This is a genomic window from Kitasatospora sp. NPDC127035 (assembly GCF_042726075.1).
Classification (GTDB): Bacteria; Actinomycetota; Actinomycetes; order Streptomycetales; family Streptomycetaceae; genus Kitasatospora.
In genome coordinates, this window is the sequence record NZ_JBHXDN010000012.1 from 67643 (window position 1) to 81354 (window position 13712).

14 protein-coding genes are annotated in these 13712 nt (G+C 77.1%); 2 read left to right on the top strand and 12 right to left on the bottom strand.

The genetic code is table 11. The features are described 5' to 3' along the window. The first annotated feature begins 284 nt into the window (after nucleotides 1–284). Nucleotides 285–1040 carry a hypothetical protein gene (locus tag ACFWIC_RS10715; protein ID WP_380517683.1) on the top strand — a complete coding sequence of 252 codons (756 nt, stop codon included), beginning with the start codon at nucleotides 285–287 and terminating at the stop codon, nucleotides 1038–1040. A 159-nt stretch (nucleotides 1041–1199) separates the two neighbouring features. Here ACFWIC_RS10715 and ACFWIC_RS10720 read toward each other — a convergent pair whose 3' ends face one another. The 12 genes from ACFWIC_RS10720 to ACFWIC_RS10775 all read right to left on the bottom strand — a co-directional run bounded on the left by ACFWIC_RS10720 (nucleotide 1200) and on the right by ACFWIC_RS10775 (nucleotide 11532). Then, entirely contained in the window at nucleotides 1200–1379 is a 180-nt protein-coding gene (locus ACFWIC_RS10720) for a hypothetical protein (RefSeq protein ID WP_329879462.1), read from the bottom strand. A 155-nt stretch (nucleotides 1380–1534) separates the two neighbouring features. Continuing rightward, entirely contained in the window at nucleotides 1535–2659 is a 1125-nt protein-coding gene (locus ACFWIC_RS10725) for an NAD(P)-dependent alcohol dehydrogenase (RefSeq protein ID WP_380517686.1), read from the bottom strand. Next, a complete protein-coding gene (locus ACFWIC_RS10730; protein WP_329949146.1) occupies nucleotides 2652–3224 on the bottom strand; it encodes a VOC family protein in 573 nt (190 codons plus the stop codon). The genes ACFWIC_RS10725 and ACFWIC_RS10730 overlap by 8 nt, the downstream gene beginning before the upstream one ends. A 78-nt stretch (nucleotides 3225–3302) precedes the next feature. Next, entirely contained in the window at nucleotides 3303–4250 is a 948-nt protein-coding gene (locus ACFWIC_RS10735) for an SDR family oxidoreductase (protein ID WP_380517689.1), read from the bottom strand. Beyond that, on the bottom strand, nucleotides 4250–5101 hold the full coding sequence (locus ACFWIC_RS10740) for a cupin domain-containing protein (protein WP_380517692.1): 852 nt from the start codon (nucleotides 5099–5101) through the stop codon (nucleotides 4250–4252). Before ACFWIC_RS10740 ends, ACFWIC_RS10735 begins: the two co-directional genes overlap by 1 nt. Next, entirely contained in the window at nucleotides 5098–6396 is a 1299-nt protein-coding gene (locus ACFWIC_RS10745) for a zinc-binding dehydrogenase (protein WP_380517695.1), read from the bottom strand. Before ACFWIC_RS10745 ends, ACFWIC_RS10740 begins: the two co-directional genes overlap by 4 nt. Nucleotides 6397–6416: 20 nt before the next feature. Then, on the bottom strand, nucleotides 6417–6827 hold the full coding sequence (locus tag ACFWIC_RS10750) for a hypothetical protein (protein WP_329879456.1): 411 nt from the start codon (nucleotides 6825–6827) through the stop codon (nucleotides 6417–6419). Continuing rightward, nucleotides 6824–7369 (bottom strand): hypothetical protein, encoded by a 546-nt coding sequence (locus ACFWIC_RS10755; RefSeq protein WP_329949142.1) that lies wholly within the window; start codon nucleotides 7367–7369, stop codon nucleotides 6824–6826. The genes ACFWIC_RS10750 and ACFWIC_RS10755 overlap by 4 nt, the downstream gene beginning before the upstream one ends. Nucleotides 7370–7610: 241 nt before the next feature. After that, complete coding sequence (locus ACFWIC_RS10760) at nucleotides 7611–8852, bottom strand: hypothetical protein (protein ID WP_380517698.1); 1242 nt, start codon at nucleotides 8850–8852, stop codon at nucleotides 7611–7613. Between the two features lie 322 nt (nucleotides 8853–9174). After that, nucleotides 9175–9606, bottom strand: coding sequence for a hypothetical protein (locus ACFWIC_RS10765; RefSeq protein WP_380517701.1), 432 nt, complete (start codon nucleotides 9604–9606; stop codon nucleotides 9175–9177). After that, nucleotides 9603–10328 (bottom strand): cupin domain-containing protein, encoded by a 726-nt coding sequence (locus ACFWIC_RS10770; protein ID WP_380517704.1) that lies wholly within the window; start codon nucleotides 10326–10328, stop codon nucleotides 9603–9605. Before ACFWIC_RS10770 ends, ACFWIC_RS10765 begins: the two co-directional genes overlap by 4 nt. Next, nucleotides 10321–11532: a sedoheptulose 7-phosphate cyclase gene (locus tag ACFWIC_RS10775; protein WP_380517840.1), complete on the bottom strand. Its 1212-nt coding sequence runs from the start codon at nucleotides 11530–11532 to the stop codon at nucleotides 10321–10323. Before ACFWIC_RS10775 ends, ACFWIC_RS10770 begins: the two co-directional genes overlap by 8 nt. Before the next feature lie 465 nt (nucleotides 11533–11997). Here ACFWIC_RS10775 and ACFWIC_RS10780 point away from each other — a divergent pair, with 465 nt between their 5' ends. Further along, on the top strand, nucleotides 11998–13449 hold the full coding sequence (locus tag ACFWIC_RS10780) for a phosphoribosyltransferase family protein (protein WP_380517706.1): 1452 nt from the start codon (nucleotides 11998–12000) through the stop codon (nucleotides 13447–13449). Nucleotides 13450–13712: the final 263 nt, after the last annotated feature.

A 13712-nucleotide genomic window follows, 5' to 3' on the forward strand; every position in this document is an offset into this window, starting at 1 on the left:
GCGGCGGAGGCGAGACACGGAGGTGCGGCGGGCGGACGGCGGCGCCGTCCGTACACTCCTCCCGTCAGCGCCTCTGCCGGGTGCTGCGATCGGGAACGGGGGGCGCGGTGTCGGCGGTCGAGGTTCAGCGGGTGTGGCGGCCGTCCGCCACGGACCTGCGGGCCGGGCGGCGCCCCCTGGGGTGGACCGCCGGGCCGGCGGGGGAACTGGCGGTTCTGCTCGTCGGCCGGGCGTACCTCCGTCGGAGCCACGCCGTCAGGGGTCGGGCGGGACACGGTCCGGCGGTGCCGTTCGACGGCGTGCTGGTGGTTCGGCGGGCGGACGGGTCGGTGCGGCGCCGACCGGTCAGGGACGTACCGGTCAGCCCCGACCACCTGGCGCTTCTCCCGGAGTCCCGGCTCCTGGTGGCGAGCGCTCGGGCGTATCAGGAGCCGGCGGGCGGGTGGAGCCCGAACGCCGTGGTGTTCTGCCTGGGGAGCGGCGAGCAGGAGGACGCCTTCTGCATCGGCGACGACATCCCCGCCCTGGTGACCGACCGCGCGGGATCGATCTGGACCGCCTACGGCGACGAGGGCGTCTACGGGGAGCATCCGGAGTCCACTGCCGGGCTTGCCGGCTGGAGCGCCACCGGCCGGGCGGTCTGGGCCCCGGGCGGGCGCCTTCCCGACGAGCCGCTGGAAGGCTGCGCCGCCACCACCGAGGGCGACCGGGTCTGGTTGGTCTGGTACTCCGGCACCCGGTCCGACGAGACGTTCCTGACGCGGATCACCCCCTCGACGGGTGAGGTGACCAGCCGGCCGAGCCCCGTGCGCGACCCGGACGGATTCGCCGTGCGCGACCGTCGAGCAGTCCTGACCCGTCGCACCCACGACCAGCGGTCGACCGAGGTCGTGCGGGCCGAACTGGTCGGCGACACCTGGCGGGTGATCGACCGGAGCATCCTGCACGTGCCCGGCCGGGTGGTCAGGCACGGCGGGCAGGGTCGGGACGGCGTGTTGTGGCTTCGCGCCGGCAACACCTGGATCCGTGTCGAGGCGTGACCGCCCCGGAGGCGCGCAGCTCGTGATCCGCGGCGCCGCCTCGACGGCGTTCCCGCCGGGCGGGCGGTCTCCGCACAGGCTGCCGCCCCCGGCGCTGGCGGCGCCGGGGGCGGAGGCAGGGGACGAGTGATCGGGGGACGGAGGAGAACCGAGGGGTGATCAGCCCTTGCAGTCCTTCTCGCCCGGCTTGCAGCGTCGCGCGGAGTCCGCGGCCTGGACCGCGGGGCCCGCCTTGGCCGCCGCGCCGACGACGGCGCTCCGGATGACGGCGGTGGCTGCGGCGAAGCCGACGATTACGGACGCGACGCCGAGCGTCTTCGTTGCCGTGTTCGTTGCCATGGATGATGCTCCAGATTCTTCGCTTCCGAGGGGTCGAGCCGATCGGCCGCTCTTCCTCCACTCTGGGCGGACCCGCGCCCCGGGCGCATGGGCCCGCCGTCCCGTTCCGGTCCCAGAACGGGCCCGGCAGCCGGGACGGCGGTCGTCGTCGCAGATCAGGGCAGGGTCAGCACCGGCTTCACCACCTCCCCCGCCTCCGCCGCCGCAGCCGCCTCCTCGATCGCCGCGAACGGGAAGGCCCGCACCAGCCGGTCCACCGGCAGGCGGCCCGCACGGAACAGGTCGACCAGGGCCGGCAGGAACCGCCCGGGCACGCTCGCCCCCTGGTTGACGCCGACGATCCGGGGCGCCCGGGCCAGCAGCGCGGGAACGTCCAGGCCCACCTCGCTGCCGGCCGGCGGCGCGCCGACCACCCCGCACGTCCCGCCGACGGCCAGCGCGTCCACGGCCTGCCGCAGCGCGCGGACGCTCCCACTGGTCTCCAGCGTGTGGTCGGCGCCGCGTCCGCCGGTGAGGTCCAGGACCGCCGCCACCGGGTCGTCGGCGCCCGCGTCGACGACGTCGGTCGCACCGAGCTCCCGGGCCAGGGCCAACCGGACCGGGCGGAGGTCCACCGCCACGATCCGCGCCGCCGGGGTCAGCCGGGCCGCGAGGACGGCGGCCAGCCCGACGGCGCCCGCACCGAACACCACCACCGTGTCGCCCGGTCGGGGGCGCAGCACGTGGAACACCGCGCCCGCGCCGGTCTGCACCCCGCAGCCGAAGGGGGCCAGCAGTTCGAAGGGCAGGGCCGGTCCCGGGACGGCGACGGCGTTGCGTTCGTCCGCCAGCGCGTGGGTCGCGAAGGAGGACTGGCCGAAGAAGTGGCCGTGCAGGACGGCCCCGTCGCGGCGGCCGGTGCCGCGCAGGGTGGCGCTGCCGTCCAGCCGGTGGCCGCCGAAGAGGTTGAGCGCGGCCCAGTGCTCGCAGCGCACCGGGCGGCCGCCCAGGCAGGGCGGACAGGCGCCGCAGGAGTCGAACGTCAGGATCACGGTGTCACCGGGCCGCACCCTGGTGACGGCGGCGCCGACCGCGACCACCGTGCCCGCGCCCTCGTGGCCGAGGACTGCGGGCAGCGGGGCGGGCGTGCGGCCGGCCCGGACGCTGAGGTCGGTGTGGCAGATCCCGACGGCGCGGATCCGGACCAGCACCTCGTCGGGGCGCGGGTCGTCCAGCAGGACGGTCTCCGGCTCGAACGGTCCGCCCCTGGTGTCCACCACGGCGGCGGTGGCCTCAATCATCGCCGCTCCCGGGCGCGTCGGCGGACGCCCACGGGGTGTCGGGCGTGAACAGCCGGTCGCGCGTGGCGCGTTCGTAGGGCATCCCGGGCGGCATCGCCAGCACTTCCAGCTGGAGGCCCCAGGGGGTGCGGAAGTACACCCAGCGGTCGCCGTCGATCGGGCCGCCGTCGGCGACGGTCTGCGGTTCGCCGAGGACCTCGACCCCCGGGCAGCCCCGCAGGTAGGCGACGGCGCGGTCGACGTCGTCCACCGCGATCGCCAGGTGGTGACCGCCCCAGTCACTGTTGGCGGGCAGCTCGTGCCGCTGGCCCGGGGCGGTGTACTGGAACAGCTCCAGGTTGCTGACCGGGCCGAGCCTCAGCATCGCGATGTGCGCCACCGCCTCGCGGTGGACGCCGAGTTGGCGGGCCATCCAGTCGCGGTCACCCTGCGGTGCGGCGACCGGCCCGACGCGGTAGAGCAGCCGCGCGCCGAGCACGCCGGTGAAGAACGCCACGGCCGCGTCGAGGTCGGGCACGGTGTAGGCGACGTGATGGACGGCGCGGGCACCGGGGATTCCGGTCATGGCGCACTCCTCTGCGAAGTCGGTCGTCAGGTCGGTCGTCAGGCAGTCGATTCGTCCGGTGGTCGGGCCGTCAGATCGTCAGGCCGGTCGCCCCGCCGGGTGCCGGGCGTCGCCGGGCCGCTCGTGCGCGGCGTCGCGCTGGTTCGCGACGGCGCTCATCAGGCTGAGGCCGCCGTCGACCGTGAGCGAGATGCCGGTGGTGTAGGCGGCGTCCGGCCCTGTCAGGTGGACGATGGCCGCGGCGACCTCGGCGGCCCGGCCCGGGCGGCCCACCGGAATGGCGGGACGAGGGGCGAACCGGGCCGGCCGGGCGGCGTCGGCGGGCGTGCCGGGGTCGGCTCCGTCGGGTGTGTCGGGTGTGTCGGCTCCGTCGGGTGTGTCGTACTCGTCGGTCGCGCCGTTCATCCGGGTGGCGGTCTCGCCGGGGCTGACGGCGTTGACGGTGATCCCGTACGGGGCCAGTTCCAGGGCGAGCACCTTGGTCAGCTCGCCCAGCCCGCCCTTGGCCGCGCAGTAGGCGGCGCCGCCGACGATCGGGGTGAACTCGTGGACGGAGGTGACGTTGACGATCCGCCCCCCGCGCCCCTGCCGGACCATCCGGCGGGCAGCCGCCTGGGCACAGGCGAACGGGCCGCTGAGATCCACCGTGAGGATCCGCTGCCAGTCGTCCAGCGTCTCGTCGAGCACGGGTGAACGCCGGTTGACACCCGCGCAGTTGACCAGGATGTCGAGCCCGCCGAGCCGGTCCGCCGCGCCGTGCACGGCCCGGGCGGCGGCGGCCGGGTCGGCCAGGTCAAGCGGCAGCAGCACGGTCCGCCCGCCGGCCAGGGCAGCGGTCCGGCCGGCGGCGGCGCGGTCGGTCCGGTAGCCGATGGCCACGGTGTGGCCGGCCCGGGCCAGCGCGACGGCGGTGGCCCGGCCGATACCGGAGCTGGCGCCGGTGACGATCGCCACCGACGGCGCCGCGGCGGCTCGCCCGCGTCCGCCGGCGGGCCCTTCCCCGCGGTCGGGGTGCCCGGTGTCCATCAGGCCACCTCCGGCACGTCGGCCGGACGGACCTGGTAGCCGGCGCCGGTCAGGCTCGACGCACCCAGGTAGCCGTACAGCGCGGCGGTCGGGCCGGCCGGGCCGGTCCGGAACCCGTGCCACTCCCCCGCCGGGACGAACACCAGGTCACCGGCCCGGAGCGGGACTTCGGCGGTCTCGGTGAGGTGGCCGCCGCCTCCGGACATCACCAGGAAGAACTCGTCGGCGTGCGGGTGGCGGTGGAGGCCGTGGCCGCCCCCGACCGCGAAGGTCGAGGCCGCGACGGTGAGCCGGCGGGCGCCGACCGTGTCGGCGGTGGCGAGCCAGCGCACCTCCATCCCCGCCGAACCGGCGATCCGGCCCGCGGCGCCCGGCTCCGGCTGGACCGGGCCAGCCTCGCCCGACGGGCCCGCCTCGCCCGCCCGGCGCGCGGCGGGAACGGTCCCGGCGGCAGGAGTGGCGGGGGCGGTGGGAGCGTCAGGGGCGGTGGGCCTCGGCGGGCCCAGCGGGACGGGGTACGGGAGCGGCGCGGGCCGGTCGTCGGCCACCGCCCGCGGCCGGACGGTCAGGACGGCCGCGGGCGCACCGGGCAGTGCCGTGATGCCGCAGGAGCTGCCGGGCGGGTGGTACATGCCCTCGCCGGGGCCGAGCACACGCCCGGCCGACCGGATCCGGCCGGAGAGGACCACCGTCACCGACTCGGCCACCCTGGAGGGGTGTTGCTCGACCCGGACCCCCGGCGGCAGGGTCTCGACGGTCAGCCCGCCGTGGACCGAGGGCAGGTGGAAGGGGTCGATGAGTCGGCGGAACGCGGGGGCCGTGCGGGGCACGGCGGCGGGTACGAGGATCACGCGAGGTCTCCTTGCACGGGGGGAGTCGTGGGAGTCGGGGAAGTCGGGGGAACCGTGGGAGTCGGGGTGGCCGGACCGGACCGGGGCTCCCGGCGGGGCCGTCCGGTCGGGGCGGACCGGCGCCCGGGGCCGGCCGGACCGGGGACGAACGGGGTCGGGCCGCCGACGCGGCCGAAGTCGAGCAGGATCTTGGGCGGGCCGCTGCGCCCCTCGGCGAGCAACCGGAAGGCCGCCGGCCCCGCGGCCGGCGGCAGGACGGCCGCGATGAGCGGTTCCGCCACCAGCACGCCGTCACGGAACAGCCCGAGCGTGCGGTCGTAGTGGTCGAGACCGTGCCGGACCCCGATCACCTCCAGTCCACGGAGGGCGAGCCGGCCGGGGGCGAAGTCCGGGTACGGCTGCCCGGCCACGCCGATCACGGCGAGGCGTCCGCCCGGTTCCAGCAGTTCCAGGCCCAACCCGAACGCCTCGACCGCACCGGACGCCTCGACGGCGAGGGCGTAGCGGGCGCCGGCGGTGCGCGCCTGTCCGGGGGTCAGGGCGCGGCGCGCCCCGCAGCGCAGGGCGAGGTCCCGTCCGGCCGGGTCGATGCCGACGGCGTCGACGGATTCGCCGAGCCGGGCGGCGAGTTGGACGGCGAGCAGTCCCATCGTGCCGGTGCCGATCACCGCCACCCGGTCGCCGAGCCGGCAGCGGGCCTGCTCCAGGCCCGCCACCACGGTGACCGCCGGCTCGGTCAGCACCGCCGTCCGGTCCGGTACCTCGTCCGGGACTCGGGAGAGCGAACGCTCGGGCAGTTGCACGTACTGGGCGGCGGCGCCCTGGCGACCGTAGAGGCCGACCTCGGTGAGGCGTTCGCAGAGCGGACGGCGGCCCTGCCGGCACATCCGGCAGAGGCCGCAGTGCACCATCGTGTGACCGACCACCCGGTCGCCGGGCGTGAGCCCGGCGACGTCGCGGCCCACCTCGACGACCGTCCCGCACCACTCGTGCCCGGGGACGAGCGGGTAGCCGGCCCGTCCGTCCCGCAGGTAGGCGGCGGTGCCGTGGAGAAGCTCCAGGTCGGTGCCGCAGAGGCCGACCAGGGAGGTGCGCACCGTGACCGCGTCCGGCCCGGGTGCCCCCGGTCGGGGCACCCGGGCGAGGGCGATCCGGTGCGGCGCCTCGAACCGCAGGGCGGTCATGGCCCGGCCGGACGCACCCGCCGGGCCCCGGGACGGTGCCGGTCCGGGGGCCGGCACCAGGATCGGCACCGGGATCGGCCCGGTGACGGGTCCGGTGACGGGTCCGGTCACCGGACCTACGGGGCGGCCGCTCACGGTCGGGTCCGTCGTTCGCTGCGGCGCCGGGCCAGGGATTCCCTGGTCGCGGTGGTGCGGCGGGCCGCCGCGAGGCTGAGGCAGAGCACCTCCGCACCGACCGGGCCGGCCTCCAGCACGAGCGTGCGGCCCCGGGTCGCCAGGAGCAGGTCGCCGTCGACGGCCAGGTGGTCGGGCCCGTCGGCGGTCCCGCCGACGAGCAGGGATCCGCGCAGCACGTAGAGGACGGTCTCGGCCTCGGGCTGCCCCGCCAGCGTGTGGTGGGCGCCGGGGCTGAGGCGCAGGTGGTCGAAGGACTCGCACGCGCTGGCGAGCATGGAACGGCGCGCCAGGCAGCGCAGTCGGACGCGTTCGCCGTTCGGGCCGAGGATGACGGCGGCCGAGGCCGTCGCGGTGGTGACGATCACCGGGACTCGCCTCCCTTCGGGCTCGGGGGGTTCTCGGGGCGGTCCGGATGTCCGGGGCGGTCGGCGCCGCCGGAACGGCTACCGCGCTCGGGGTTCTCCGGCGGTTCCGGGTCCGCGCGGTGTTCCGCCTGCGCGGGCCGGTCCGGGTGCACCGGGCGGTGTTCGGTGGTGGGGCGGCCGGCGGCCGGGTGGGCGGCGGCCCGGCCCGGATGCCCGGCGACGGCGAGGACGGCGTGGAAGAACTCCAGACCGGCCGTTCCTGCGGTGAGCACGGTGCCCGTGCCCAGCGGCAGCGTCACGGCGGTGCCCTCGACCAGCGGGATTCCGGAGTCGGGGGCCGTCGACGCCTCCGACCCGGGAGCGGTGGCGGTGCCCGAACCGGCCGTGATGTAGAGGGCGCGTTCGACACCCTCGGCGACGACCTCGGCGCTGCGGCCCGGGTCGAGCCACTGCAGGCCGACGGCGCGGAGCGGTCCGGTCAGCACCCGGCTGGGGTCGACCGCGCCACGTCGGCGGAGGTCGGTGATGACGGTGCCCGTCATGACGGGGACTCCTTCTGCTGTCCGGCGGTCCGTGCTGGGCCGCTTCTGACCTCCACGATGTGGCGCCCGCCGTCCCGGTCGCACGGGAGCCCGGTCCCGTCCTGCTCCCGCCCCCGGCCGGGCCCGGGAACGGTGCCGGTCCCGGGGGTCACGGGACCGGGAACAGCGGCCGGGACGAGGGCCGGGACGACGGGCACGGGCCGAGCGGGGCCGGGCACCGCGGGCCGGACCCGTCTGCCGCTCAGCGGGCGGCGCACAGCGCGTCCGGGAGGGGCAGCAGGCCCTGGCCGGGCACCGCGGCCGGGCCGGGCAGCCGGTCCCGGACGGGCGGCGCGTCCGGTGCGGCGGCCCGGCTGTGCGGGAGGCCGGCCGGACCGCCCAGGCTCCCGACGGCGGCCCGCAGCACCCTGCCGTCCAACGGGCCGAGCAACCGGCCGTCGACGCAGTGCGGGTGACCGAGGTCGGCGAGGAGCAGCAGGCCCGGGGCGGCTGCGGCGCCGACGGCTGCCGCGAGGCGGTCCGTGTCCACGCCGCCGGGCAGGGCGGTCGGCGCGCCGGTCCGGGCCAGCAGATCGCCGTGGGCCCGGGCGGCGGGACCGTTCAGCAGGCCGAGCCGGAAGGCGATCCGGCCGGCGAGGAGCAGACCCAGGGCGTCGGCGTCGCCGGGTGCGAGCGCCGGGCCGACGGCGGTCCGCAGGGCCCGGCCGAGACTCCGGCCGTAGCCGAGGGCGAGGGCCGGGCCGGTCTCGTACGGGTCGAAGCAGACCAGGGCGGCGCGGGCGTCCGCGCAGAGCGCGAGCAGCGCCGTGAGGGTCCGCTCGCCGTACCGGGCCCCGGGGGCGAGGGCCTCGGCCAGCGGCGCGTACTGCGCCGGGCAGACGGCGAGGACGTGCCGGACGACGGCGACCGTCCCGGCTACGGTCTCCCGGGCCGGGCGGTCGGCCAGCCGGTCGGCGCGGACCCAGACCAGGGCGGGCGCGGGACCGGCGGCGCCGCCGCGGCCGGGGTCCGCGGAGGACGGGCCCGTCGGAGCGGGACGGTGCAGGGCGAGCGCCGGTCCGCAGGCCGTGGCGAGGTCGGTCGGTACCCGGACGTCGGCCGCGACGGCGCAGGCCCGCTCACCGCCGACGGCGATGACGACGGTCCGGCCGGCCGGAGCGGGCCGGTCGGGGAGCGGACCGCTCCGCAGGTCGTGGACCGCGCACGGGGCCCGGGAGGCGGCGAGCGCGTGCACCCGGGCCACGAGGTCGGCGGGCGCCGTACCGTCCGTCACGAGGACGAACCGGAAGGCGGCCGACCCGGCAGGACCGGAGGCTTCGGCGGACCCGGCGGACCCTACGAAACCGGCCGAACCGGCGGAACCGGCGAACTCGCCGATCCGTTCGCCGAGTTCGTCCCAGGACTGCTCGCCGCTGCGGACCGCCAGGGCGATGCTCGCGGCACCGGCCTGGATCCGCCGGTCGAGTCGAACGCTGCTACGCATGGCGGGCCTCCTCCCGTTCGGGATCGCACACCCACCGTGCGGCGCCCGTCGCCCCGGACGCCTGAGCCGCCGGGCCTGTCCGCGCCCCGGCCGGGCCCGGGTCCGGCCCGGGTGCAGCGTCCCGGCCCGTCCCGGTGCCCGGGAGGAGGACACCGGGACCGGTCCCGACGGCGCGGGCAACGGGCCGGGCAACGGGCGACGGGCAACGGGCAACGGGCAACGGGCGCACAACGGGCGACGGCAGCCCGGGCCTGCCCGCACTCCCGGCCGACCGCTCCGGTCTGCCGTTCCCGGTCAGCCGTTGCCGGTCAGCCGTTGCCGGTCAGCCGCTCCCTGCCGACGGCGGTCCGCCGGCTGCCGTGCCGTGGCCGTCGAGCTCCGGCCGCCGCTCCGGCAGCGCGGCGCTGACCCGCGCCGGCAGGACGGTCAGACAGAGCAGCTCCGCACCGAGCGGCCCGCCGTGCAGGTGGACGGACTCCCCGTGCGGGGCGAGGACCAGGGCGCCGCGGTCGAGCAGGCGCAGCGGCAGGTCGGGGCAGTCGACCAGCGCGACCGGACCGCGCAGCACGTACCAGGCGGCTTCCGTGGATTCGCGCCCGGCGAGGTCGAAGCAGGCGCCGGGGCCGAGCCGGACGTGTTCGAAGGCCTCGCATTCGCTGTGCAGCATGCCCCGCCGGGCCAGGCAGCGGGTGCGGACCCGCTGGGTGCCGGGGCCCAGCAGCAGTCGGGGCCCGCCGGTTCCGGTGACGATCATCGCCGCTCACCGCCCGGAAGGACCAGCTCCGCGTGCACGTACGCCAGTCCGGACGGTCCGGCGGCGAGGCCGGCCGCCGTGCCGTGCGGCAGGGTGAGCGCGGTCCCGGGCCGCAGCGGCGCCCGGACACTCCCGGCGTCCGTCCGCCCGCCCCCGCCGGTGACGAACACCGTGTGTTCCGCGCCGTCCGCCACGAGCCCGGTGCTTTCGCCGGGCGCCAGTTCGGCGTGGTGGAGCAGGCGCAGCGGTCCGCCGATGACGGCGGACGGGTCCAGCGGCCCGGTCCGCCGCAGGTCGGTGATCACCGTGCTGCCGACCCGTCGGCCGCCGTCGTCACCCGCCCGGTCCGGATCCTCCTCCGCCGGGTCGGCCGGCAGTTCGATCACCAGCCACTCCAGCGGCTCCGCGCCCGTGTTGCGCAACCCGTGCCGGGTGCCGACCGCCGTCAGCACGGCGTCACCGGACCGGACCGGGTACGGGCGGCCGTCGAGGGCGACCTCGCCCTCCCCCGCCAGCAGCACGTAGATCTCGCGGGTCCGGGTGTGCAGGTGTTCGCCGCTGGCCCCGCCGACCGGCACGCGGGCCCACTCCACGGCCTCCCAGGCCCCGGTCAGCCCCACCCGGCGGGCCAGGCACGTCCACTCGGTCACCCCGGCCGCGCCGTGCACGCCGTGGACGGCGGCCGGCGCGTCGGTGTCCGCGACCACGATCGCGCTACGCACGCGTCTCACTCCCCTCCCACGTCCGGAACGCCTGTCCGGTCCCCGGCCGCGCGCGCTCCGCCGCCGACCAGGCACGCAACCGGCCTGCCGCCTCGGCGAGTTCACGGGCGTCGAGGTCGTCGACGAAGACGCCTGACCCGATCCCGGACGGCAGTGGCAGCCGTTGCCGCCCGTCGCGGTGGCGAACGGTGTCGGCGAGTGCCTCACCGAGCGTCAGCGGCTCGACCAGCGGGTGCCAGACGGGCAGTTCGAGCCGCCGCATCAGCCGCAGGATCCGTTCGCCCTGCGCGGCGTCGAGCAGTCCGCGCCGCTGGGCGACCACGGTGGTGAGCGCCATGTCGACGCAGACCGCCTCGCCGTGCAGGAGTTCGGGCAGTGCGCGCATCTCCACGGTCGGGCTGAACGAGTGGCCGTAGTCCATGAGGCGTTCCAGCCGGTGCTCCCAGAGGTTGGGCTGGAGCTCCTCCAGCATGCCGTGGACGGCACGGCCGAGCACCGCAGCAGCGACGCGCCGGCCCTGGAAGCGTTCGTCGAGGAGGCTCCGGCCGTGGCGGTCCAGGAGTTCGAAGAGGTCACGGTCCTTGATCAGGGCGACCTTGAGGATCTCCGCGAGCCCGTTCCCGAGGTGCCGCCGGTCCAGGGTGTCGAGGAACGCCGGGTCGAGCAGGGTGTCCACGGCCGGGTGGTAGGTGCCGAGCCGGTTCTTGTGCCGGCCGTGGTTGACGCCGGTCTTGGCGCCGACACCGGCGTCGACCAGACCGATCAGCGTGGTCGGCACCCGGACGAACGGGGTGGAGCGGCGGTACAGGCTGCAGGCGAGGCCGACGACGTCGGTCAGCACGCCGCCGCCGACGGCGATGACCGGTTCGCCGCGTCGGGAGATGCCGAAGGAGTCCATCCGGTCGGCGACCTGGAACACCGAGTCCATGGTCTTCACCTGCTCGTGTGCGGGCAGGACCAGTGCCTCGTACTCGACGCCCTGGGCGGTCAGGTAGCGGTGGAGCCGGTGTCCGTGCAGTTCGTGCACCCGGGCGTCGACCACGACGAGCCGGCGTCCGGGCGGTCCGCCGGCCAGGGCGAGCGCGGGGTTCCCGGGGTCCAGGACGCCGGGGGTGAAGCGGACCCGGTAGCTGACGGGCAGCGCGGTGGCGACCGTCCAGCCGGCGGCCGGGGCGCCGCTCACCGGGTCACCGGTGGCGTGCAGGCCGGCGACGTGCCCGGCTGCCGTGCCGTGCCGGCCCGCGGGGGCGTGGCCGGCGGAGTCGGGCCCCGCGGCGTGGAGACCGGCGGAGTGCGGTCCCGGCACGGCACGGCGGTCGCGGCCCCGGGCCTCGCGGGCGGTCAGGGCGGACGCGGCGTTCTCGGCGCCATCGGCGCCATCGGCGGTTTCCGCGGGTTCGGCGGCGGGGTGCTGGGGGTGGGGAATGGACACGGGTCGACTCCTTCGCACGGATCGGGTGGCACGGCCGGACGCAGGACGGGCGACCGGGCCGCTCTCCACGCTGTCCCGCCCGCCGTCCCGGCCACACGGGCGGCCGGGCCCATCCGTGTCCCGGCCCCACCCGGGACACGGCCGCCCCCGCGGCCCGCCGCCCCGGCACACCGACCGCCCCACCGCCCAGCCGCCCAGCCGCCCAGCCGACGTACGGTGGAAGCCGGAGGCCGCACCATGCACGTCACCGGAACCCACTTCACCGACCGCACCGACGCGGGACGCCGACTGGCCGCGCTCCTGGGCCATCTGCGCGGCCCCGGCACCGTGGTGGTCGCCCTGCCGCGCGGCGGGGTCCCGGTGGCCGCCGAGGTGGCGGCCGCCCTCGGCGCCCCGCTCGACATCTGCGTGATCCGCAAGCTCGGTGTCCCGTACCAGCCGGAGCTGGGTATGGGGGCGATCGGCGAGGACGGCGTACGGGTGCTCAACGACCAGGTGCTGCGGCCGGCCGGGGTCACGGCGCGGCAGCTCGCCGACGTGGAGTCCCGGGAACGCGTCGAGCTGGAGCGCCGGGCCCGCCGCTACCGGGGCGACCGGCCACCCGCGGACCTGCGGGGGCGGACGGTGGTCGTCGTCGACGACGGCATCGCGACCGGTTCGACCGCCCGGGCCGCCTGCCTGATCGTCCGGGCCCGCGGCGCCGCCCGGGTGGTGCTGGCCGTCCCGGTGGCCCCCGACGACTGGACGGACCGGCTCGACGACGTCGCCGACGAGCTGGTCTGCGTGGGTACGCCGTCGCCGTTCTTCGCAATCGGCGAGTTCTACGCCGACTTCCGGCAGACCGAGGACACCGAGGTCCTGCGCCGTCTCGCCGAGGCCGGCGCACGGGAGGAGGCACGGGCGGAGGCAGGAGCCGGCACGCCGGTCGGCGCCGGGCCCCGGGCCGCCGCCGGGCCCGACCGAGGCGTCGAGCCGGACTCCACCGACGCCACGGACCCCACCGACCGCGAGCTGACCGTCGCGGCCGGTGGGGTCCGGCTGACCGGCCGGCTGACCGTGCCCGCCGGGGCACGCGGGATCGTGGTGTTCGCGCACGGCAGCGGCAGCAGCCGGCGCAGCCCGCGCAACCGGTACGTGGCCGACTACCTCAACCGGTCGGGGCTGGCGACCTTCCTCTTCGACCTGCTCACCGAGGACGAGGAGCCCGACCGGCGGAACGTCTTCGACGTCGACCTGCTCGGCGCCCGGCTGACCGACGTCGCCGGCCACCTCCCCGCGGTCCTGCCCGACCGGCTCTCCGCCGCCCCGTCCGCGGGGCCGCCCGGCCGGGACGGCCCCGCGGACGGGATCCCGCTCGGCCTGTTCGGCGCCAGCACCGGCGCCGCCGCCGCGCTGTGGACCGCCGCCCGGCTCGGCGACGGCGTGCGGGCGGTGGTCTCCCGGGGCGGGCGGCCGGACCTCGCCGGCGCCGGGAACCTGGGCCGCGTCACCGCGCCGACCCTGTTGATCGTCGGCTCCCGGGACGGCCCGGTGATCGATCTGAACCGGCGGGCGCGCGAGCTGCTGCGCTGCGAGAGTGAGCTCGCGGTGGTGCCGAACGCCGGTCACCTCTTCGAGGAGCCGGGCACCCTCGACCGGGTCGCCGAGCTGGCCCGCGTCTGGTTCGTCGACCACTTCGCACCGGCCTGACGAACTCCGCCGCGACCCCCGCCACGACCCGCCGACCCGCCTGCACACACCGACCCGCACCACCCCTGACCAGGCCCTGACCGGGCCCTGACCGGGCTCCGAGCACGCCCCGGCCCCACCGTGGTCGGCCGCTCCCGGGGCACCCGACCGACGCCCCCGGTCCCTCGGGGGCGTTCCTCAGAACTCGTGAAACCGCCCCCAAGACCGGGCATTCTGCACAGCAGGACCAGGGATTTCCTGATCACCTTGTACACATTGAACAG